The sequence below is a fragment of the Acidisoma sp. L85 genome (genome assembly GCF_009765865.1).
Taxonomy (GTDB): Bacteria; Pseudomonadota; Alphaproteobacteria; order Acetobacterales; family Acetobacteraceae; genus Acidisoma.
This window is the reverse complement of record NZ_LMUQ01000027.1, coordinates 13,855-35,046: the sequence shown is the minus strand read 5'-3', so window position 1 is coordinate 35,046 and position 21,192 is coordinate 13,855. Positions and strand designations below refer to the sequence as shown.

General features: G+C 58.8%; 18 protein-coding genes and 1 pseudogene. 4 read left to right on the top strand and 15 right to left on the bottom strand.

The genetic code is table 11. The features are described from left to right. The first annotated feature begins 14 nt into the window (after positions 1-14). A complete protein-coding gene (locus tag GSQ83_RS08415) occupies positions 15-1,637 on the top strand; it encodes an NAD(P)/FAD-dependent oxidoreductase (protein WP_216849983.1) in 1,623 nt (540 codons plus the stop codon). Positions 1,638-1,706: 69 nt separating this feature from the next. Here GSQ83_RS08415 and GSQ83_RS08410 read toward each other — a convergent pair whose 3' ends face one another. The 4 genes and pseudogenes from GSQ83_RS08410 to GSQ83_RS30375 all read right to left on the bottom strand — a co-directional run bounded on the left by GSQ83_RS08410 (position 1,707) and on the right by GSQ83_RS30375 (position 4,681). Further along, positions 1,707-2,990 (bottom strand): FAD-binding oxidoreductase, encoded by a 1,284-nt coding sequence (locus tag GSQ83_RS08410; RefSeq protein WP_158802455.1) that lies wholly within the window; start codon positions 2,988-2,990, stop codon positions 1,707-1,709. Between the two features lie 596 nt (positions 2,991-3,586). After that, on the bottom strand, positions 3,587-3,712 hold the full coding sequence (locus GSQ83_RS31130) for a DUF1330 domain-containing protein (RefSeq protein ID WP_216849982.1): 126 nt from the start codon (positions 3,710-3,712) through the stop codon (positions 3,587-3,589). A 272-nt stretch (positions 3,713-3,984) separates the two neighbouring features. Continuing rightward, entirely contained in the window at positions 3,985-4,413 is a 429-nt protein-coding gene (locus GSQ83_RS30380) for an SDR family oxidoreductase (protein ID WP_254065566.1), read from the bottom strand. Continuing rightward, a pseudogene (locus tag GSQ83_RS30375) lies at positions 4,398-4,681 on the bottom strand (SDR family oxidoreductase). Before GSQ83_RS30375 ends, GSQ83_RS30380 begins: the two are co-directional and overlap by 16 nt. Positions 4,682-4,875: 194 nt before the next feature. Here GSQ83_RS30375 and GSQ83_RS08395 point away from each other — a divergent pair. Then, positions 4,876-5,769 carry a LysR family transcriptional regulator gene (locus GSQ83_RS08395; protein ID WP_158802454.1) on the top strand — a complete coding sequence of 298 codons (894 nt, stop codon included), beginning with the start codon at positions 4,876-4,878 and terminating at the stop codon, positions 5,767-5,769. 376 nt (positions 5,770-6,145) lie between these two features. Here the strand turns inward: GSQ83_RS08395 and GSQ83_RS08390 are convergent, their stop codons facing one another. Then, positions 6,146-6,337 carry a hypothetical protein gene (locus tag GSQ83_RS08390; RefSeq protein WP_158802453.1) on the bottom strand — a complete coding sequence of 64 codons (192 nt, stop codon included), beginning with the start codon at positions 6,335-6,337 and terminating at the stop codon, positions 6,146-6,148. Between the two features lie 59 nt (positions 6,338-6,396). Here GSQ83_RS08390 and GSQ83_RS08385 point away from each other — a divergent pair, with 59 nt between their 5' ends. Next, a complete protein-coding gene (locus GSQ83_RS08385; RefSeq protein WP_158802452.1) occupies positions 6,397-7,053 on the top strand; it encodes an SOS response-associated peptidase in 657 nt (218 codons plus the stop codon). A gap of 547 nt (positions 7,054-7,600) precedes the next feature. Here GSQ83_RS08385 and GSQ83_RS08380 read toward each other — a convergent pair. The 9 genes from GSQ83_RS08380 to GSQ83_RS08340 all read right to left on the bottom strand — a co-directional run bounded on the left by GSQ83_RS08380 (position 7,601) and on the right by GSQ83_RS08340 (position 18,867). Beyond that, a complete protein-coding gene (locus tag GSQ83_RS08380; protein ID WP_158802451.1) occupies positions 7,601-8,491 on the bottom strand; it encodes an SDR family oxidoreductase in 891 nt (296 codons plus the stop codon). Positions 8,492-8,958: 467 nt separating this feature from the next. Then, complete coding sequence (locus tag GSQ83_RS08375) at positions 8,959-10,587, bottom strand: arylsulfatase (protein WP_158802450.1); 1,629 nt, start codon at positions 10,585-10,587, stop codon at positions 8,959-8,961. Positions 10,588-11,422: 835 nt separating this feature from the next. Then, positions 11,423-12,604 carry an enolase C-terminal domain-like protein gene (locus GSQ83_RS08370; protein ID WP_158802449.1) on the bottom strand — a complete coding sequence of 394 codons (1,182 nt, stop codon included), beginning with the start codon at positions 12,602-12,604 and terminating at the stop codon, positions 11,423-11,425. 34 nt (positions 12,605-12,638) lie between these two features. Beyond that, positions 12,639-13,538, bottom strand: a complete 900-nt coding sequence (locus GSQ83_RS08365; protein WP_158802448.1) for an amidohydrolase — start codon at positions 13,536-13,538, stop codon at positions 12,639-12,641. 40 nt (positions 13,539-13,578) lie between these two features. Continuing rightward, positions 13,579-14,547, bottom strand: a complete 969-nt coding sequence (locus GSQ83_RS08360) for an ABC transporter permease (protein WP_158802447.1) — start codon at positions 14,545-14,547, stop codon at positions 13,579-13,581. After that, positions 14,544-15,503 carry an ABC transporter permease gene (locus GSQ83_RS08355; RefSeq protein WP_158802446.1) on the bottom strand — a complete coding sequence of 320 codons (960 nt, stop codon included), beginning with the start codon at positions 15,501-15,503 and terminating at the stop codon, positions 14,544-14,546. The genes GSQ83_RS08360 and GSQ83_RS08355 overlap by 4 nt, the downstream gene beginning before the upstream one ends. Further along, entirely contained in the window at positions 15,487-16,989 is a 1,503-nt protein-coding gene (locus GSQ83_RS08350) for a sugar ABC transporter ATP-binding protein (RefSeq protein WP_158802445.1), read from the bottom strand. Before GSQ83_RS08350 ends, GSQ83_RS08355 begins: the two co-directional genes overlap by 17 nt. 46 nt (positions 16,990-17,035) lie before the next feature. Continuing rightward, positions 17,036-18,079, bottom strand: coding sequence for a sugar ABC transporter substrate-binding protein (locus GSQ83_RS08345; RefSeq protein ID WP_158802444.1), 1,044 nt, complete (start codon positions 18,077-18,079; stop codon positions 17,036-17,038). Positions 18,080-18,171: 92 nt separating this feature from the next. Then, positions 18,172-18,867 carry a GntR family transcriptional regulator gene (locus GSQ83_RS08340; protein ID WP_158802443.1) on the bottom strand — a complete coding sequence of 232 codons (696 nt, stop codon included), beginning with the start codon at positions 18,865-18,867 and terminating at the stop codon, positions 18,172-18,174. Positions 18,868-19,063: 196 nt separating this feature from the next. Here GSQ83_RS08340 and GSQ83_RS08335 point away from each other — a divergent pair, with 196 nt between their 5' ends. Next, positions 19,064-19,471, top strand: coding sequence for a hypothetical protein (locus GSQ83_RS08335; RefSeq protein ID WP_158802442.1), 408 nt, complete (start codon positions 19,064-19,066; stop codon positions 19,469-19,471). A gap of 668 nt (positions 19,472-20,139) precedes the next feature. Here GSQ83_RS08335 and GSQ83_RS08330 read toward each other — a convergent pair. Continuing rightward, complete coding sequence (locus tag GSQ83_RS08330) at positions 20,140-20,850, bottom strand: M24 family metallopeptidase (RefSeq protein WP_158802441.1); 711 nt, start codon at positions 20,848-20,850, stop codon at positions 20,140-20,142. Positions 20,851-21,192 lie beyond the last annotated feature (342 nt).

The window sequence follows — 21,192 nt, the reverse complement described above, 5'->3', positions numbered from 1 at the left end:
AAATGGGAAATGTAATGACGGGTCAAGAACAACGCAGGACGCCCATTGAGCTTGATGTTGCCATTATGGGGGCGGGTTTCTCCGGCTTGTATCAGCTTAAAATGTTGCGGGAGCTGGGACTGCGGGTAAAAGTCTTCGAGGCCGCCGGATCGTTGGGAGGAACTTGGCACTGGAACTGCTATCCCGGTGCGCGTGTTGATACACCATCGAACATTTACCAGTATTCCGACGAAAGTCTCTGGCGAGACTGGAAATTTCTTGACCTGTATCCCTCCTACAAGGAAATACGTGAGTATTTCGAGTTCGTGGATAAAAAATGGAGCCTGAGCAAAGACATCTATCTCAATACAAAGATCACACACGCCGAGTTCAATCAGGAAAGTAACGCTTGGATCATTTCAACCGACGGGACGCCCGCTGCTATCGCTCGCTTTTTCGTGACATGCACCGGATTCGCTTCGCGACCCTATATTCCGAACATTCCGGGCCTGCAAGATTTCAAGGGAAAAATGCACCACACGGCACGGTGGCCACAAGAAGGCGTGAAGCTTGAGGGCAAGCGAGTCGGTGTGCTCGGGACAGGCGCGAGTGGTGTTCAGGTCATCCAGGAGGTCGGGAAGATCGCCAGCCATGTCACGATCTTCCAACGCACTCCGAACACGGCGCTACCTATGCGCCAGAAACACTTCGACGACGAGGAAGTCCGCAAGTTTAAGGAAGAATTTCCCGCCCGCTTCGAACTGCGAGGACAGACACCCTCAGGTTTCGACATGGATGTCCAACACAAGCGCGGCACCGATGTCACAGAAGAAGAGCGCAGACAAGTCTACGAGAAGCTCTGGGAGCTTGGAGGGTTTCGCTTCTGGCTGGCAAATTTCGACGACCTCATAGAGAGCGAGGAAACAAATCGGTCCGCGTATACGTTCTGGCGGGACAAAGTGCGGGCTCGCGTTGCAGACCCAAAAATGGCTGAGATCCTCGCGCCGACCGAGCCGCTTCATCCGTTCGGCGTAAAACGGCCTAGCCTTGAGCAGAATTTCTACGAAGTCCTGAACCAGCCGAACATTGCCCTGGTGGACCTGAAGACTTCGCCTATCAAGTGGGTCACGCCTTCGACCGTCGTGACTACGGAGGGCGAGTACGAACTAGACGTTCTCGTGCTTGCCACGGGGTTCGACTCCATTACTGGCGGCCTAACGGCGGTCGATATCCGCGGAACCGACGGTCAGACCTTCGCGGAGAAATGGGCCAGCTGCGTGCGGACCCACCTCGGCATGGCTAGTACTTGCTTCCCGAATCTGTTCTTCGTTTTCGGGCCGCAGGGCCCATCAGGATTTGCGAACGGACCGACTTGCGCCGAACTACAAGGCAATTGGGTGATCGACTGCATCGCGTTTATGGTCAAGAATAACCTCACTAGGGTAGAAGCCAAAGCGGATGCTCAGGATCGTTGGACCGACCATCTCGATGTGCTCTTTCACAAAAGTCTCTTTCCACAAGCGGAATCCTGGTACAACGGCGCCAACATCCCGGGAAAGCCGAGACAAATCCTCGGTTATCCAGGCGGTTTCTCGAGCTATCTCGAAATATGCGCGGACTCAGCGCGACGGGGATACGACGGCTTTACGCTGAGTTAGTCCTGGGCTCCAGTGCCACGCCGACTCAAGTGGGCCATCCTCAAACTGAGGATGGTCCGGCACAACGCATCAGAACCTAGCGCCGACCAGGTGCGCGAGTTGAGCGCCACCTTTGTAATATGCCTCCTTGATCCGCCGAAACGGAACATTAACGGGCGTTGAAAGGGGTAGGGGAAGATCCGCGTCCGTGATTTCGCCAAGGAGCAATTTCGCCAAGGTGCGTCCGAACACGGTGCCAGGCGCAATCCCCCGCCCATTGTACCCGTTGAACGATACCACATTGCGTCCCAGCCTATGGAAATGCGGTAGGCTATTCCTTGTCATTCCAATCTCGCCATACCATTCATACTCGAACTCAATATGTGAAAGCTGCGGAAAGAGACGGGTAAGTGCGCGGCGCCCCCACGCGCGATGAATCGGCAGTGCCCTATCGGTCAACGCACCGACGCTGCCGAAAACAAGTCGCCGTGCATTATCGAATCGGAATGAGGTGAGAATCTTCCGCGTATCCCATGCGCCCTGGCCTTCCGGCAGGATCAGCTGACGGGTCTTGTCGCCCAGCGGGCGAGTTGCCATGTTGAAATATGGGAGATGCGCCACTTCCTGTCGCAGTTCCGGCCAAACATTTTTAGTGTAGGCATTGGTCGCAACGACTACCGCTTCCGCGCGTACCTGGCCTGACGCCGTCTTGATTTCCCAATGATCGCCCTGGTCGGTCGCGGAGTGGACGAGACTTCCGGTGTAGATGGTTGCGCCGGCGTCAATTGCCGCGTGTGCCAGGCCGTGCGCATACGCGAGGGGTTGGATGGTACCGGCGCGGCGGTCCAGTAACGCGCCGGAATACCCATCTGTCCCAACTTTTCTCGCGGTTTCCGCAGAGCCCAGCACCTGCACGGGTGCGCCCCGTCCCTGCCACTGCCGGGAGCGCTCTTCGATTTCCGCTAACCCTTTGCGACCGACAGCACAATGGAGCGTCCCCTGCTGTTGAATTTCGCATGCAATTCCGTACTTCTTAACAAGCTCGAAGACCAGGCTGGGAGCGTCACTGAGAAAATCAAGAAGGCGCTCACCATGTAAGCTGCCGAGGATTGCGAGAACGTCGTTCGGCATGATCCACAGACCCGCATTAACTAGGCCGACATTGCGGCCAGAGCCACCGAAACCAACCTCAACCGCCTCAAGGACGACGACGGACGCCCCTCCCTCCGCCAGATGCAGCGCCGCCGACAGCCCGGTATACCCACCACCGATGACAACGACATCCGCCGCGAGTTTTGTTTCTAGCGAGCGGCACGGTGGGGCAGGGGGAGCGGAAGCATCCCAAAGCCCATGGCTGCGGGGATCACCCTGCACGGAAGGAGCCCCGCAAAGACATGCTGCAGTCTCGGCAAAAGCTATTCAAAGCGCGATCCTTAGGAAGTCACTGCTGGAGGGTGCCCAGAAGTTTTCAAAGCCTGAGATTTGGCAGTTAGCCCGTCTAAAACAACTACCTTCAACCGGGGCAAATTGAGTCCTCCGCGCCACAGCTCAGAGTGATTGCAAATAATGCTAAACGCGCCAGCCATTGAGTTGAGGTGTTATCGATAAAGCGCTATTTCGGCTAGCTGTATAGTTAGACGATGGCCTCGGCGTTTAGCTCGGGCCTGGAACGGCCAAGCGCTGTCGCTCCCCGGCAAATTCCTAGTCTCGCCCTACTGTTAGGCACATCCTCCGGTGCCGACCACCTCGAAAGAGCCGAAGCGCATTTCCAAGGAGCCGTCCTACATGACCGGCGCCGAAATATCCGTGGGCGGGGGATACACCGCAACCAGTCAGCGGCAGGATTCCACGTTCGCATTGATACCGAAGAGATGTTCCGCCAGTTCTTTTCATCATCGAAGGCGCGGAAAATCATCCCGCATACAGCGAAACCCACCGTCGGCTCTCGGCGCAGCCGCCCATATCAGCGTCTACGCCCCGTCAATGAAGAAGGCTCTCGACCTCGATCCGGCATGACGGAATCTGACAGCCGACTGATAAGCCGGACTGTCATACCATGCCCGAGCCGCGATCATGTTGGGGAATTCCAGGATCACTGCGCCTTCGATGGTGTCCCCCTAGAGTTGGTCCAGGGCACCGTAGACGGTGAGCGGCTTCAAGGGATGGCTCTGCGCTGCCAGAGAGGCCCTTGGTCCGTACTCAGCAAGCGATGTGGCGTCGGTAGTCTGTTCCCGGACCATCACAAAATAGACAGACATAGTGGGCACTTTCTAACGATGAAGGAGAGCTTCACGCAGCGACGGTCTGCATGTTTAGGCTCTTGAATAACACTTAAGCGGAATCGTCTGGAGTGCCCGCGCGGAGCTGTTCAGACTTGAGCCAAGCCACCATCGACAGGGAGATCAATGGCAGTGACGTAGCTGGACTCACCAGATGCCAAGAAGTAAGCGCCTGCGGCGATTTCCTCGGCCAAGCCGAGGCGGCCGAGCGGCGTCATCGAGGCGAACGCGGTCTTGGCAGCATCCGAGGCGGCATCACTATCGAATTGGCCGCGGATTTTCGGGGTCTCTGTCGCGCCGGGGCTCAACGTGTTGACACGGATTCCCTTGCCCTTGAGTTCCTGGGCCCAAACCCGCACCAGTGCCCGCACACCGGCTTTCGCGGCCGTATAGGTGCCGTGAGCAGGAATGCCCTTCACATTGACGACCGAGGACACGACGACGATCGAACCGTCGCGAGTCATCATCGGCAAAGCTTTCTGAACCGTAAACACCACGACTTTCACGTTGATATCCATCGTCTTGTCGCAATGCGCCTCGGAGAGATCGAAGATTTGGGCATGCTCCTGAAACCGGCATTCGCGACCACGATATCGACAGCACCCTTCTCGGCTTTGACCGTCGCGTAGAGCCGGTCGAGGTCGGCCATGCTGGTCACGTCGCCCTGCACCGCTGTTACGCTTCCCCGATTTCGGCTCTGGCATTGGCCAGTTCGGATTGCCGGCGACCGGTGATGAAGACGTAGGCGCCTTCTTTGACGAAGCGTTTGGCGGTGGCGAGGCCGATGCCGCTCGATCCACCCGTGATAATGGCAATCTAGCTTCGAGATGAGACATGAAATGCTCCGTGTGCCGCCGTTGGTCCAACGGCGTCTGAGTGGGGAGCAGCTACGGCTTGGTGCTGCTCGCGAGACGGAGTGCTATTCCTAGTCACGTGTGTCAGAGCCATATAAGCGATATTGTGTATTCTTACAGGGAATAATGGGCCGATTGCAGGCAATGACGACGTTCGTAAGGGTTGTGGAGATGGGATCCTTCTCCGCCGCGGCCCGACAACTCGGCGTAGGGCAGCCCGCCGTGCCCAAGACAGTCGCCCAATTGGAACAGCAACTTCAGGTAAGATTGCTGGTCCGTTCAACGCATGCTCTCGCTCCAACCGATGCCGGCCTACGTTTCTACGAACGCGCCCGACACGCGCTCCAGGAGGTCGATGAGGCGGAATTGGAGGCGCGAGGCGCGGGCGCGGGGCTGCCGGGCCGGTTGCGGGTCTCAGCGGCCACGACTTTTGCCCGGCTGATGATCGTACCGCACTTGCGGGAGTTCATGGCGTGCCATCCATCACTCGATATCGACGTGGTCCTCGACGACCGCGTCATTGACCTCGTGTCTGAGGGAATTGACATCGCCCTGCGGCTCGGGACGCTGGCCGACTCGGCTGCGGTTGCGCGAAAGATTGCGAGTGGTGGCCGGTCCGTGGTCGCAACGCCGGCCTATTTGGCATGTGCAGGAACGCCGAAGCTGCCCGCCGATCTCGCACACCATCACGCAGTGGTTTACAGCCAGCTTAGTGATAACTGGGTTTTTAGGCAGGGTGGCGAGGAAGTGTCCGTCGCCGTGCGTGGTCGGCTGCGGGTCAGCGCGGCGGAGGGACTCCGCGCCGCAGTGCTTGCCGACATGGGGTTGGCGGTGGCGTCGGACCGGATGTTCGTCCCTGAGATCGCGAGCGGAGCGGTGCAGTGCGTGTTGCCACAGTGGAAGCTCCCACCGATCGACCTTTGGGCCGTCTTCCCAACGGGACGTTTGGTAAGTGCGAAAGGTCGCGCTTTCGCCGACTTTGTAGAGGAAACCTTGGGCACCAAGTACGCTTCCACCTAGACTAGCGCGGGCGTTAAACCACGAGCGGGCGCGAAAGGCCCCGCCACCCGCGGGAGTCGACCGCAGACGGCTCGAGTCACGCCGGAAAGACGTTTCTGCGCGGAGAGGTTCGTGCGACGACCCCGATGTTCGTAAACTTGTCCGACCTGGCACGAAGGCCGCCCCCACCAGGCGGGTTTTTCGCTCGATCAATTTCCGTCTTGTCGTTGGCCAGCAGCACGTGCACCGCAGGATAATCCATCTTCGACCGTCTGCCATGAATGATCAATCACCCGCGAACTCGGGTTTCGCAGGTCGCGAAATGCCAGCGAAATAGAAGTAGTCCCCGTCGTCCAGGATGAACCTATAGGCTCGGCCTTCGCTCCACAGGCGAAATTCAGACGCTGGCACGAGGCAGCGGTGGCTTGAGACGGTCCGCCAAGGCGCGCACCAACGTGTAGGGACGATCGGCGTGCTGGCCGGGCCGAAGACCCAGGCCGCCTCCCATCTCAACACCGTCGCTGTCGCGCCGTATGATGGCGCGGTGCTGACCCAGCGGAGCGTCCAGATCGAATTGGGTTGCGCTCATGCTTGTGCACAGAATAGGAACGGTGGCTCGCTGCAATCGAGTCCGCTGCGGAGACCTGCATGTGCAACAATTATCGATTGGAAGTGGAGGCCTCGGTAATTTTCGAGGAGTTCGCTGACCTCAAGATCAAGATCCGCTTCTCCGAAGGGACGCCGAACGTCCAGGCGCGCCAGGACATTAAGATCACGGATATGGCGCCAATCGTACGCACGATCGACGGCGATCCGGACGCCGGCGATCTGGTGCAGCGGCGATGGAGCTGGCCGGGGCCGAACGGCAAGCCCGTCTACAATCTCCGCTCGGACGGCCGCGAGTTTGCTTCCGGTCGCTGCCTCATCATCGCCGACGGCTTCTACGAATTCACCGATCCAGCGGACGAAAAGAAAAAGCGCAAGGACAAGTGGCTCTTCACGAAAAAGAACGAGCCGATCTTCTGCGTCGCGGGAATTTGGCGCGCCAACAAGGATGTCGGCGAGGCGTTCACGATGCTAACGATGGAGCCTGGCCCGGACATAGCGCCCTACCATGATAGACAGATCGCGATCCTCAATCGGGAGGATTGGAAGGCGTGGCTCGATCCGTCGATTTCTGCGAAGTCTATCCTAAAGTCGCTCCCTGCCGACAGCCTGTCCGTCGAGCAAGCAGGCATTTCTCGGGGCGGCAATCTGAGCGAGCACGTCGCAAGCCTTCAAATGTCCGTGCATCCGGCCAGATGAGCCGTTCATTCCTCGGGCGCGGCGTCGCCGGTCTGAACCTTCTCGCTGCCTCGAGTTTCTGATGAGGCTGGGGGGTCCTGTTTCTCGCCCCTGGCGACGAAATCAGCGCGTCATTCGCGAGCGGTCGCTGCGGCTTCAGCGCCTCGGCGGGCTGCGCCGTCGTTCAGATATCGATCTCCTTCCTGGGTCGTCAGGATCACAGGCATGGTTTTGAGTTGATAGGCATGGACGCGGGCGTTGGTCTCGTTGTCAGAAACCCGAAGATGTTGTTGGTGGTCTCGTGGGGTCGCCAATGTTTAGAGGGCGATTGCGACGTTCCTCACGCCCGAATCCGACCTCTTCCAGCGCCCTTTACGGTCGATCAGGTCATGCCGGCGTCATCGGTTTGCCCCAGCGCGCCGTGGTTAGTGTGACCTGACGCCGGCTATCAGATGTCCCGACAGGAGACAACAACTCTGCTGATAGGCCCGCCATCGCTCCGTGCTGATACCGTCGCGACTCGTGGCGCGGCCTGGTCACCATTGGACGGGTGAAACCACTCACGTGCTCATCCCGCTTCCCTGTTCTGACCGAACAGGAGAGGCAAGCCGAGCATCCGCAGTCGGATTTTATCGAGGATTCGGTCAGGAAGAATTCGCGGCAGCGTCGTCAACAGCGTCGCGTCCTTGCCAGCACGGTATCGAATCTTCGGCCTATCGCTGGTCAGCGCGTGGTAAATGGCTAGGGCCACGACGTCCGGTACGCTGCCACGATTCTCGCGCGCTGTGGCACGTTGCGAGAAGATGCGGAACATCGCGCCGTAACGGCTGCGCGCCTCTGGGGGCCAGCTCTCGATCTCCGTATCGACGCCACCCAGGGTCTTTTCCACAGCAGGCGTCCGGATCGAGCCGGGTTGGACGACGCAGACCTGGATACCGAAAGGATGCAACTCCATGCGCAACGCGTCGCTGAACGATTCAAACGCGGCTTTGCTGGCGCAGAGTGCGCCGCCGAAGGGTATCGTGATCTTGGCGCCCACCGATCCGACATTGACGATGCGGCCCGAACGTCGGCGTAGCAATGGCAGAAATACCTGGATCATTGCGAGTTGGCCGAAGACATTGACATCGAATATGCGGCGGACCCGTTCGAGGTCGACTGCCTCTACAGGAGCCGACATACCAATCCCGGCATTGTTGACCAGACCATCGAGGCCAGCCCCGTTGGTAGCATTTTCGATCAACTGGCGGCCACGCGCGATGCTCTCAATGTCAGCAACATCCATAATCAAGGGAATGATTTGGCCATGGGTCTCCCGCGCCAGGCTCGCGCCATCCTCGAGGCGCCGGCAGGCGGCAAAGACACTGACCCCACTTTGGGCGAGGTGAAGCGCTGTGGCCCGGCCGATTCCGCTGGACGTGCCTGTAACCAGAACGGTCCGCTTCGAGACGTTGGACATGGCAGACTCCAAGCCGATTGCTGGCGAATCGTTTCTTAACAAAACTGCCGATCGGTGGCCATGCTTGCCACCGCCACGTGCTGGCGAGGCCTAGAGGCTAAATCGGCCAGAAGTGTCTGCCCCCGCACCGGGCGGGAAAGTCGCCGGACAACGTGGCAGCGTTGTCCGAGACGAGTGGAGGCTTTGGACGATGGCTCTCACGTCGGGCTCTACTCCCGCCTTGACCCCTAAAAAGCCAGTCTCCGAGGAGCCGCCGCCGCACTCGAATTATGACGGACAGGGAAACGGTCGAACGCTGCTTGGCCGCCTAGGCATCTGTCTGAGAAGGAAGGCTTCGGAAGGGGATGATGCTCCCGAAGCTATGAAGCACGAGTCGTCATGACATTACCGTGCCTCACCAGAAGGGCAGGGCGGGTTGCCTCAAAATCAGAGTCAAACCCGCCGTGACCACCGCAATGGAACAGACCCTAGTCGCCCGCGCCGATAGTCGCAGCAAGTTTATGAATATCCATTAGAGGCAACGGATTTGCCGGATTCTGAAGATTCGGATTCATGTCGTTCGATGCTCCGCCGGGGAAGCGCTTCATGTTCGGGAAATCCACGATGGACTTGTCGAATTCCATGATCACCGGCGCGAGCAGCGAAATAGCCCAGCCATTGTCGTAGCCGGCGTAGCGGCCCGGCGAAGTGGTCGGCAAGCGAGTGCTCACCGCACCGTTAAACGTCATGTCGTATTTCTCATACGGGTCCATGGTGAGATTGTAATAGGAGCCTATGGCGCCGAGGCTCTGCTGTGGACCAAGCCAAGTGTCCTTGGCGGTATAGAGGACTTTCCAAGCGATGTGCGTGTCGGGGTTCGCGGGATCATCGCCGACATCTGCGCGAGCGCCTTCGAAGCTCTCACCGTCGGTATAGATCCACGAGGTGCGCGCCGAATGACGAGCCTTGCCCTCGATGTAGGCACTGTTGTCGATACTGTCGAAGTAGATCGGCTTGCCGTCGTTGTCGGTCCAGGCGCCATGGGGCGGCGGGGTGAGGCCTACCATCGTCGCGAGCGTCGCCCAAAGGTCAATGTGCGACATCATCTCCCCATAACGTGCGCCGGCCGGAATCTTTCCCGGTGCCCACATGATGCCAGGCACACGGAACCCGCCCTCAAACGGCGATCCTTTCTCGCCGCGGAACGGGACAGTGCCGGCGTCAGGCCAAGCATCCTGCCACGCGCCATTGTCGGCCGTAATGATGACGATGGTGTTAGGAGCCTCGGCACGAATGGCATCCATAACCTTACCGATGTTGGAATCTAGTTCCAGCATGGCGTCGGAGTAATTCCCGAGATGCGATTTTCCAATGAACGCCTTGGCCGGGATGTTCGGATTATGCATCTTCATGAAATTCACATCCATGAAGAAGGGCTTGGCGTCCTTAGCGTGCTGCTGGATGTAGCCGACCGCCGAGTCAGCTTGCCGAACATCGAACTCATGTAGATAGTCGTAGTCGATGCGGGCGACCTTGATCGCGGGTTTGCCAGCGGTGCCCTCCCACTCGAACAAGTTTACAACCTTTTGGTATGCGTCCCAATAAGGGGCGTTGAATTTCGGGAACCAAGGATGTGCGAAGCTATCCGTGTCATCATACGTGTAGACGCCCGGATAGTATGCGGCAAACTCCTTCATTTCGTCGAAGCCGTGTTCAATGGGGTAAAATTTGGGTTGATCGCCCAGATGCCATTTACCCGAGTAATAGGTACCATAGCCGTGTTTTTGGAAAAACTCGGCAATCGTCGGCGTTGATTTTGTCAGTCCGTTCGGATCGCCAGGCACAACCACGACCGAGAGAGCCGAACGGATGGGGATGCGCCCGGTAATAAAAGAGGCGCGCCCGGCAGTACAACTCGCCTGACCATACCAGCTCGTAAACACCGCACCTTCCTGGGCGACGCGGTCGACATTCGGCGTCGGATGGCCGAGGTTCGCGCCCCCACCATAGGCGCCGAAATCCCCCCAGCCGGTGTCGTCGGTCATCAGCATGACGACATTCGGACGCTTCTCTTCCTGCGCCTGTGCCGAGCTCGCTACGGCGGCCAAAGCCAACATAGCGACGCCCGCGCTCAGTCCCGCTACGAAGAGCGATTGCGTCTTCCTGACAGTCTTTGGAAGCTCTTGCTGCTGCAGGAGTGTTTAGTGCGCATTTTTATTCTATCCTTCTTGTGATTCCGCTTGTGAAGCCAGACTGCTACATAGGCCGATCGTTTTTCAGAATTTGCCACAGGCTTAATCCAAAAGCTCAGCGGTGGGACGTTATCGGCTGCAATCCCATGGATAATAGCGTTTTGCGCTACTGAGGCTCCCCGCAGTCGTCATTGTCCATAGCCAACATCTGCCTAGACGAGGCTAGGCGCCAATACCATTTCAGAAAAGCAAAAAATGACAAACCCCGTCGGGGTGTTTTTTGTTGCACGCAACGGCGTATTGTCGGCCCCACCTGACCTTCTTTGGAGATTGGTCGGGTTACGGACGGCTACCTCGCGGCCAACCAAGCATCGACCAGCTCGCGAACCGCTTCCGGAATCGGACGGCGTAGCAGGGTGCCATCGAGCGCTGCCCGCGTGAGCCCGATACGCTCGGCTAGAGTGGCAACTGTCGCGGGCGAGCGGTGCCGCTTGGCGCGCAACCACTCTTGCTCGATCTCAATCGGATGCGCCCGGATCAAGAGCGGTCAGGGGCGCTATAGGTCTCCGTCGCCGGCGGGTGTTGTTGTCAAAGGTGGCGGGCAGTTCCGACGGGTTGACGTGAATCTCCCGCGCAAGCTGCCCTAGCGACCAGTGGCGCCATGAGAGAGCGCTCGATCGCGGAAGGCGAGGGACCCGGTGTCGTCGCTCCGCCACCAACCGGCCGATTGGCTAGATCCGTGGTCCGTCGGAACTAAACCTCAGGAGAACGCGTGCTCCACTAATTTATTCCGCATAATGAACTCCCAATCATAACTCACGCCTAGGCCTGGGCCGGTTGGGACCGGGACGCATCCATCGGAGCCGATGGATTCAGGCTGGTCCGAGTAGCCGCAGGTATAGACCGGGGGCACGACGTTGGGCATGCCGGGTCCGACCAGCGCCAGCTCGTAGTAGTGAGTGTTCCGCATTGCGGCGACGCAGGCACGATGGGCCGGCCCGCAGGCATGGACTTGCACGTCGATACCGACCGCCTCACCAAAATGGGCGATCTTCATCGCTCCGGTGATGCCCATATCGTATTCGGGATCCGCGTGGATCATGTCGCATCCGCCGGCCAGGACGAAATTCGCCTTTTGCTCAAGGCCACGGATATGTTCAGTGACGAGCAGCGGCGTCTTGAGCTTCTCCCGCAGCATGCGCTGCCCGTGAGCCGAAACGGATGCGTCCCGATACGGATCCTCATACCAAAAGAAGCTCGCCTCGTCGCAGGCCCGCCCGACATAGAGCGCGTCCGCATAGGTGCGAAGTTCGCAGGCGGGATCGAGCATCAGCGGGTAGTCATCCCCGACAGCGGCCCGAGCGCCAAGCACATTCGCAGCCTCCCGCCGGCGATCTCCGTCGTGCCATCCGTGGATCTTGAAGCCGGCGAAGCCCTGTTCCTTGCAGGCGCGGGCGTAGTCGGCGAAGGCCTCAATCGAATCGAGGCCGCCGCCATCCTCCTGCCCATGGTGCGTACTGGCATAAGTCGGCAGTTTTGAGCGATACGCGCCGAGCATCGTGGCAACTGAGATGCCGTATTTCTTGCCGACCAGATCCCAGAGCGCGATGTCGAGTGGACCGTGGCCCATATGATCATAGGCGCGCAGTTCCCGCTTGAGATCGTCGTAGATTTCCTCACGGTGTTCCGGGTTTCTCCCCAGCAGATGTGGCGCCAGCATGATGGTCTGGGCAAGGGCGGCCGGCGTCCCGACCCAATGAGTGACATATTCGCCCTGGCAGCCATCATCCGTCCTGATGCGTATGGCATAGCGACTAACGGTCAGGGTGCCCCCAGGCGCGTGACGTAGATTGCTAACCCCCATGGCACGGTGCTGTCCGAGGCTGAGCCCCTGCACGGTGAATTCAAAAGGAAGGACGCTAACCTGGGAAATGACGCTCATCTAAATTTATCTCCAAATTAACCTGGGCGGCGACTCATAGGCGATAGATTGCAGCAGCATTTTCAGCGAACAGCTTCCGCCTCTCATCCTCCGGAAAATCGCTCACGATTCTTCTGAACGATCCATAGAGATGATCGAAGCTGCTGTAGAGTTTGTCGACTGGGAAGTTGCTGGCAAACATGCATCGGCTGACGCCGAAGATGTCTATCGTCTCTAGGACAAAAGCGCGAATAGACGCCTCATTCCATTGCCAGTCGGTCATCCCAAGACCAGAAATCTTAACCGAAACGTTTGATTCTCCGGCGAGCCGGCGCATGCCTTCCCGCCATTGGGTGAGGCCTGCTGAATCGCGATCAACCGGCATCCCGGTATGGTTCAAGATGATCGACGTATCAGGATGGTTGTGCGCGAGAGTGGCGGCGTCCATCATCTGAGGCGGGTAGATTTGCAGATCGAAAGACAAACCATGGCGCTTGAGCAAGCCGAAACCTCGTAGCCACGCTGCATCGGTCAAAAGGTCCGGACGTGCCACAAATGTCTTTTCCGGGTCCGAATGCCAGTTCACGATATGCCGGATGCCTCGCAGGTTGGCAAACGCGCAATGTCCTTCCAGAACCTCCGCAACGTTTGGTGCATGCAGCTCCGCTCTTGCCACGATTCCGTGGGGAAATCCATTCTGATTTGCGATCGATTGCAACCACCTCGTCTCCTCGACCGGCCGTGTCGGATCAAACCCGCCATCGACATGAACGGATTTGATCAGGTTTTGGCCTGACGCGTCTGCCAGGTAGTCCTTCAGCAGATATGATCGCGCAATCGGTTCCACATTTCCCGCGACACTTGGAGGCAAAGGCCTTGTGGTCAGCCAGGGGTAGGGGAAGCGGTCAAGATCCCAGAGATGATGATGGGCGTCTATAATTGGCAAGTCGTCCATGAGATCCTCCTCGAACAGGGTGGCCCGCAGCGACCATGATTTACTCGCGTTCACGCGTGTAGGCGCGATAGAGCAGGACAGCAGCTATGATCACGAGCCCGTAGATGATGTTGCGAAAACCGATCGAGATATTGACGATCGCCAGGACTGTCGTAAGAACCGTCAGGAAGAAGGCGCCGACGAATGTGCCGGCATAGCTACCCCGCCCTCCGTAGATCGAAGCCCCGCCCAACACGACAGCGGCGATTGCCGGCAGGACGAATTGATCGCCCATGCCAAGAAAGCTCATCGACGAGAAGCCTGTGAACAAAATCCCGGTCAGGCCCGCGCAGAAACCGCTAACCGTGTAAGCCGCGATCAGGACGAAATCATTATCGATGCCGGTGAGGCGGCTGACCATGGGACTTTCGCCGACGCTGTAGAGATAGCGGCCGCCGCGAGTAGCGTGAAGGCAAGCGCTGACGACGATTGCGAGTCCGATCCAGACGAGTACGATGATAGGAATCGGACCGAGCCAACCGGTCGCGATTTCCTTGATGCTCGCTGGCGCCGAGCCGGAGGGCGTTCCCTGCGAATAGATCAGGGTTAGTCCCTGCATGATGTTGTTCATGCCGAGCGTCATCACGATCGGTGAAATGTTCAGCTTGGCGATACCTAAGCCGTTAGCCAAACCAGCGAGAGCGCCGACACCGAGACCTGCCGCGACCCCAATCCAGAGGTGCCCCTCATTGCCTTGCGTGATGCCGGTGAAAATGATGCTCGCAGCCGTGACGTTCCAGGCGATGGAGAGGTCGATCCCTCCCGTCAATATAACGACCGTCTCACCGATCGCCGCGATGCCGAGGTCAGCGGAGAGGGCCAGCAACATCAGCACATTCGACGGCGCCATGAAGCCGCGGGCCAGGATGCTGCCTACGAGGAACAGAAGGACAGTGCATCCGGTGATCGTCAGTGGCGCGAGGACGACAGGCCGGGCAAAGCTATTCCGCATGCGTCGCGTGTTCGTCATTGTCGCCCTCCACGCACGGCAAGAAGGAATCTTTTCCGGATCATGTCGAAGCCGACGACGCCGACGAGAATCAGGCCGTTGATCAAGCTCTGGTAGAATGAGGATAGGTTCGCGAAGTACAGCAAGCTTCCAATGATGGTTAACGTCAGGGCTCCCATGACGACGCCGAGCGGCGAACCGCGCCCACCGACGATCGCGACTCTGCCCAGCACGACGGCCGCAATCGACAAGAGGATAAAGCTGTCGCCGATCGTAGGCGACCCGTTCGCGGTCGCGATGGCCAGGTAGAGGCCACCCAACCCAGCCAACAGGGCCGCAAGCACATAGGCCCCGAACTTGACGGCCGAGACCGCGACACCGCTGGATCTGGCCGCGCCCTCGTCCCCGCCCACTGCGCGAAGCCAAATTCCGAAGCGGGTCGTCATCGTCCAGCCAGTCGCCAGTGCGGCGCAGACAAGCAGGACCAAAGGCACTGGGAGGAGTGCCGGGCCGCCATTCGTCAGAAAGGCCGTGAGGCCGGCGGGCACGGTGCCCCCGGGACTCGGCAGGATCACAAGTGCGACGCCCTGGAAAATCGACATGGTCGCGAGCGTCGCCAGAATTGGGGGCAGTCGTAGCCTCACGACGAGGATTGCGTTTGCCAAACCTCCGCCGGCCGCCGCGACCATCGCAAGGAGCACCGCGCCGATGGGACTTGTCGAAAAGGTGAGAGCCGCGATCGCGCCGGACACGCTCATCATTGGCCCGAGCGACAAATCGATTCCGTTGGTCAGCACGACAAAGAATTGGCCGAGGGCAACAAGAACCAAAGGCAATGCGTTCATGCAAAGCGTCTTCAGGTCGAACGCGCTGAAATGCCCACCCTTCAGCAAGAAGTCCACGACAAAGAGCACAATGAACGTCACGGTTGCGCCGAATGCACCCTGCCGGGCCGCGCCACTAGGCCGCGGCCCCATCGCGGACCTCCTGCCCAATCGAGGCCCGTACGATGGCTTCGGCGGTAAGGCCGTATCCAGAGAGCTCTGCATTGATGCGGCCATCAATCATCACCAAGACACGATGCCCCAGCTCGACGAGCTCATGTGCGTCGGTAGAATAGAGCAAGACGCCGACGCCAGACGCGGCGAGATCGACGACGATGTCATAAATCTGGGTTTTCGTGCCGATATCGACCCCGCGCGTGACGTCGTTCAGCAACAATACCGTTGGTTTGGTCAGCAGCCATTTCTGCAGCAGGACCTTTTGTTGATTGCCACCGCTCAGCGCGCCAACGGGCTCGGCGCCGGAAGCCGCTCTGATCTTCAGTCTATCGATCGACTGGGAAAGGATTTGCTGTTCGCGCTTGTGATCAATGAGCCCCATCCAACTCGACAAGCGGCGCAGGATCGCGAGCGAGAGGTTGACGGCAATGCTCTTGTGCAACAGCAGGCCCTCCACCTTGCGCTCCTGCGGTACGTAGGCGATGCGGCGGCGGATGGCGTCCGATGGTTTTCGCAGATCACATCTCTTGCCCGCTACGGTGATCGTGCCGCTTATCAATGGATGGTCACCGAAGAGGCTCTTCAGCAGCGCGTCCTGACCCTGGCCGACGAGGCCGCCGACGCCCAGGATTTCGCCGGGCGCCAGCTGTAGCCCGACGCCATGCAGAACGTCACTTTCAAGTCCTTCGGCTTGCAGCAAATCCGTTCCGCCTGATGCCGGACGCTTGCGGGGAAAGGCTATTCCCAGAGGGCGGCCTGTCATTAATTCGACTGCTCGATCGTGTGAGACATCCTCGACGGCGGAATGAGCGACTAGCTCACCGTTCCGCATGATCGCGACTCTCTGGCAAAATGATTCAATCTCCTCCCAGCGATGTGAGATAAACAGAATGATCGTGCCGCGCTCCCGCTCTGCGGCTACGATGCCGGCGAGCCACTTTACTTCCGGGGCGCCGAGTGCGGCCGTGGCCTCGTCCAATAACAATACCTTTGGCCTGCGCGTGACGGCGCGGATGATTTCGACCATTTGTTGCTGACCGAGCGTAAGTTCGCCCACTATCGACGACGCGCGAACCGGTACATCGAAGCGATCGAGCGTCTCCTGGCCTTCGCGCAGGCGACGCGCTTTGTCGATGCTGCCCCAGGAACGGATGGGTGGCTTGAGAAGGCTAAGGTTCTCCCCAACGGTGAGGCTTCTGATCAGTGTGAGTTCCTGGAATACGCTGACAATGCCACGGGCCAGGGCAGACCGCGGGCTCAGCCCTGTAACCGACGCTCCTTCAAGGCGAACCACGCCCTGGTCCGGGCGGATGATCCCGCCCGCGATCTTCATCAGGCTCGACTTGCCAGCGCCATTTTCCCCGACCAGGCCCAAAACGGCGCCGGAGGTAGCGTCGAGCGTCACGTCGCGCACCGCCCTGGTCGCTCCGAAGCTCTTTTCGATGGATTGCAGCACTAGCATGATGACGGCCTCAGCTCAGTGCGGGGCGCGGCCCCGCTCCCGAGTTTTACTTGCCGAGCGAGTCTTCGATGGTGAGTGGCTTGAGGCCAGAGCCAGGGATGTCGATATCGTCGTAGACTGTGGGCGGAAGGTTGGAAAACACATTGACCCCTTCCTTGAGCTGCGCTGTTGTCAGGGTCGGGATGCCGACATTGATGAGTTTTTCGGGAGGCGGATTCTTGTTCAGCACATCCACCGCGACCTTCAACGCATAGGCACCAAGTGTCGGCGGATCGCCAACGGAAATGCCTTCCAGGCCCTGGTCCTTGTATTTCAACATCGAGAGACGCCAGCCGTTCGAACCTTCCCCCGTCATCGGAACGAAAGTTCGGTGCGTGTTAAGGAATGCTTGGACAACGCCATAATCCCCCGCCTGGTTGATGATGCCGTCGATCGATGGGTGAGCTGGAAGAACCTTCATGATTTCCGCTTGTGAAACACTGTCGTCCCACTTGCCGTAGACTTCCGCTACGATATGGATGCCTGGATACTTCTTGAAAGCATCCGTCGCGCCTTGGTATTCTGCTCGATCGCCTTCGAAGCCAGGCACGCCGCGATTCATGATGATATCGCCCTTGCCCTTCAGTGTATCGGCCATCCACTGGCCCATGATTCCACCGAATTTGACGAAATCGACACCGACTTTATACGCGGAGGGTGCCGTCACCGCATGGTCGAAATCGACCACCACGATACCTTGCTTGGCTGCTTCCTCAAGCACGGGGTTCAATGCGGATTCCGAGGCGGGGTCAACCAGGATGGCATCGACTTTCTGGGAAATCATATCATCGATCGCGGCGATCTGTGCCTGAACGTCGGTTCCCGAGTTGACGACTGTCAGCGTCACCTGACCGTCGTAGTATTTTCTCGCATAGGCCTTGGTGAGATTGACCATCTGAACTCGCCACTGATTCCCAATGTAGGAATTGCTAAGGGCGATGTGATAAATCTTATCAGCCGCTTTCGCGGGAACCGCGGCAAGCGCGGATGTCAAAGCGCCGGCGCAGGCCAAGGACAGCAGCGTCGAGCGCCGTATTGATTCGTTGGACATTCATCCCTCCTTTTGACTCGAGCGTGTTCCTCGAGTTCTATGTGTTTTCGTTCCATCTTCGGTGAGCTAGCGAGCGCGGGGTTCTCCTTTGATCAATCGCCAGTGATGAGGCGTTCGAGCTCGTGGCGGGAGCGCTCGATATGGGCACGCATCAAATCGGATGACCGCTGCGGGTCGCGTTTGGCGATCGCCTCGACTATCACGGCATGCTCTGCAAGAGCCGGGGTCGCGTCCACGATTCCGTGGTGCAAATAGAGATGCGCTAGCCTGTGGTGGCTGTGCAAACGATGGATGGCATCCGAAAGGAACCGATTTCGCGCCGCCCTCGCGATGATCGCGTGAAATGCGGCATTGCCGGCAGTGAACTCCGCGAATCTGGCATAGACTTCTCCGGTCGGCGCCACCCGCATCAAAGCTTCAGCGTGCTTAAGCTCGATGAGTTCGTCATCGGTTCTTTCTTTGGCAGCCTCGCCAGCCGCAAAAGGCTCAAGTTGAAGTCTAACGTCGTAGAGGTTGTTGAAAGAGCTTTTTGTAAGCAGCGGCTCCGTTCGGAAGCGCCCGTTCTCGCGTTTGGATACCAGCCCATCGCTCTCGAGCCGCGCCAGCGCTTCCCGGATCGGCGTTTGGGATACCCCTAGGTCCCGAGCAAGCACGTCGATCGCCATCCAGCTTTCTGGCGCGATGTGACGATCGAGAATGAGCCCCCTGAGCGTCTCGTAAGCGTGCTCGGCCAGGATCCGCCGATCCAGCGGCTTGGAATCAACGGCGCGGGCTACACCCAAGATCATGAACGGACTTCGATCCCGAACAGTGTCTCGATAGCCACGCTTTTATCGAACGACGAGCCGATCATGTCAAGGATACCCTATAGGGTATAGGTGTAGGTCGCCGAGCTTTGTGTGAGAAAGACTCCCACATCAATGAATCGTGCTGACACTTACTGTGCCGCGACGCCCATCTCGGTATCCTGCCAGGAGATAAGCGATGACGGGACGCAAAAGGCCCCTTTATGCAGAGAACGATCTAGCGCTGGCGCGTGCGCTGGGGGTGTTGAGCATTGGCTTAGGCCTCGTCGACGTGTTCGCCCGTCGTGCGGTATCGGAAAAGACCGGAGTTCGAAACGAGGCGTTGGTGGGCCTCTATGGCTTGCGCGAGATCGCAACAGGCATCGGCCTATTGGCGGCCCGCGATCCCGTGATCTGGGTATGGGCGCGCGTTGGCGGCGACGCGCTGGACATGGGCACGCTTGCTTCCGGCATCACGCCGCGCAATCCACGACGAAATGGTGCGCTGGCGGGCTTGCTGATGGTGGCAGCCGTCACGGTGTTGGACCTTGCGCTCGCTGGTCGTCTACATTGTGTCGCGGAACGTGGGGCTGATCCGGCATCATGAGCACAAAACGCCGATCCATATCGAGTGTGACCGCGTCGGCGATTGCAGTGGCGTCGCTGCTCGCCCTCGCTGGATGCTACGGTCCTGGCATGGGAGGATACGGCGCCCCGGACTATGAGGGTGGAGCCCCCAATTATGGCCCGGACTATGGTCCGCCTGGATTTGTCGGCGACTACGGCGGAGGTTGCTGGAATTGCGGTTATGGCGGTGGGAACCGTCGGCCGCCGCCTCCGCCACCTGGGTCCCCTCACTATGGCGGTCAGGGCCGCCCTCCGCCGCTCAATGCAGGCCTGCCTCCGAGGCCGCCTCCGGGCGTGCCCATACATCCAATCGGGCCGCCCCCCGCAGCGGCTCCGTTTAATCCGGTAAATCAGCGGAATGGTCAGCCACTCATTCCTCAGGCGCCGCCTCCGATAAGGTAGGCGGCATTGTTGTCTCCGAGGTGAGATCGACGGCGTCTGTTGCCGTCACGATGATGCTGTCATTTGCGTTTGTTCCATGAAAAGGCGGTCAGAGCTTCAGCACTGGCGATAGTGGTCGGCTGGATGCGGACATGTTGGGTAGCTCGAAGAGGGCTTCTCAGGTAGTGCCATCATACTTTGCGCGATCTGATGTCTCGCAATATTTCGCGCCGACGCCGGTTCGTTGGAGCGAGTCACACCTTTAGGCTAAAGGAGGCAGAGTGTTCCTGCGTTATCGAAAAGGTAGACCTCCTCGTATTTGAAAGCCAAGGGTCGCCCGGGCCTTGCAATATGTGGCTCAAAGGTCAGAAGCGGGCTGCTCCCCAATGGCTGACCGCAGTTTGCGTCGATGAAGGCGCGGTTTGTGACGTCGGCTCCGATGCTATGGCCGAAATTCCCCAGGAAATCCAAGTTCTCGTAACCGCGATTGGCGACTTCCCTGGCGACCAGAAAATGAAGTTCCTGAAACGTCATTTCTGGCCGTGCTTCCGCCCGGATGAGCGAATGAAGGGCGGCTTCCGTTGCCATCCCGTCTGCTTCCTCATATCCCGCTGCCTCGGGCGTAACGATATCACCGTCCCTCAGGAAATAGCTTCGCGCACAATCTCCCCATCGGCCGTCAATCTCCGGATGAAGATCGATCGTAATCATTCCGTCAGCACCGATCGCTACCTCGCCCGGAGCGTAGACATCGCCTTCAACCGAAAGGCGCAAATTCTCACCCGCCAGGACGTATGCCGGCGTCGTATACCACCAGTATCCGGTAGCTCCGGCGGCATCCATCAGACGCCGGCATGCGCTCGCCAGAGAAGCCTCTGTAGCACCAGTCTTGATCTCGCTTTGAACGGCGATCAGCGTGTCACGCGCCGAAAGTTGTGCTCGCCTGTGCGCGCGCAACTCCGTGTCGGAAAGTTTCATCTTGTTTTCCTCGTCGGGCCGTTGACCAGTTGCATGGGTCAGAGAGCGATCTTCGTCAACTCAGTTTACCGGCGATGATATCGCGCGACATCGAATGCCCCCCAAAGTCAGGGCCTGTAAGGGCTTAGGCCTCTATGAGAGGTCCGTGATTTAAAATTGAAGAACTTTCAATAACTTTCTGTTGTCAGAAGATGAGAAACTTGACTTATATGCTTGGCACTGTCTGGAGAAGCTTGGAGCTCTACGGGTTGCCAATCATAACATTTGGCTCCGTTTCGCCTTGAACGTACTGATTATGAAAAACTTTCAATGAGTCAACATCAGTTAACCAGTTTGCGTTGA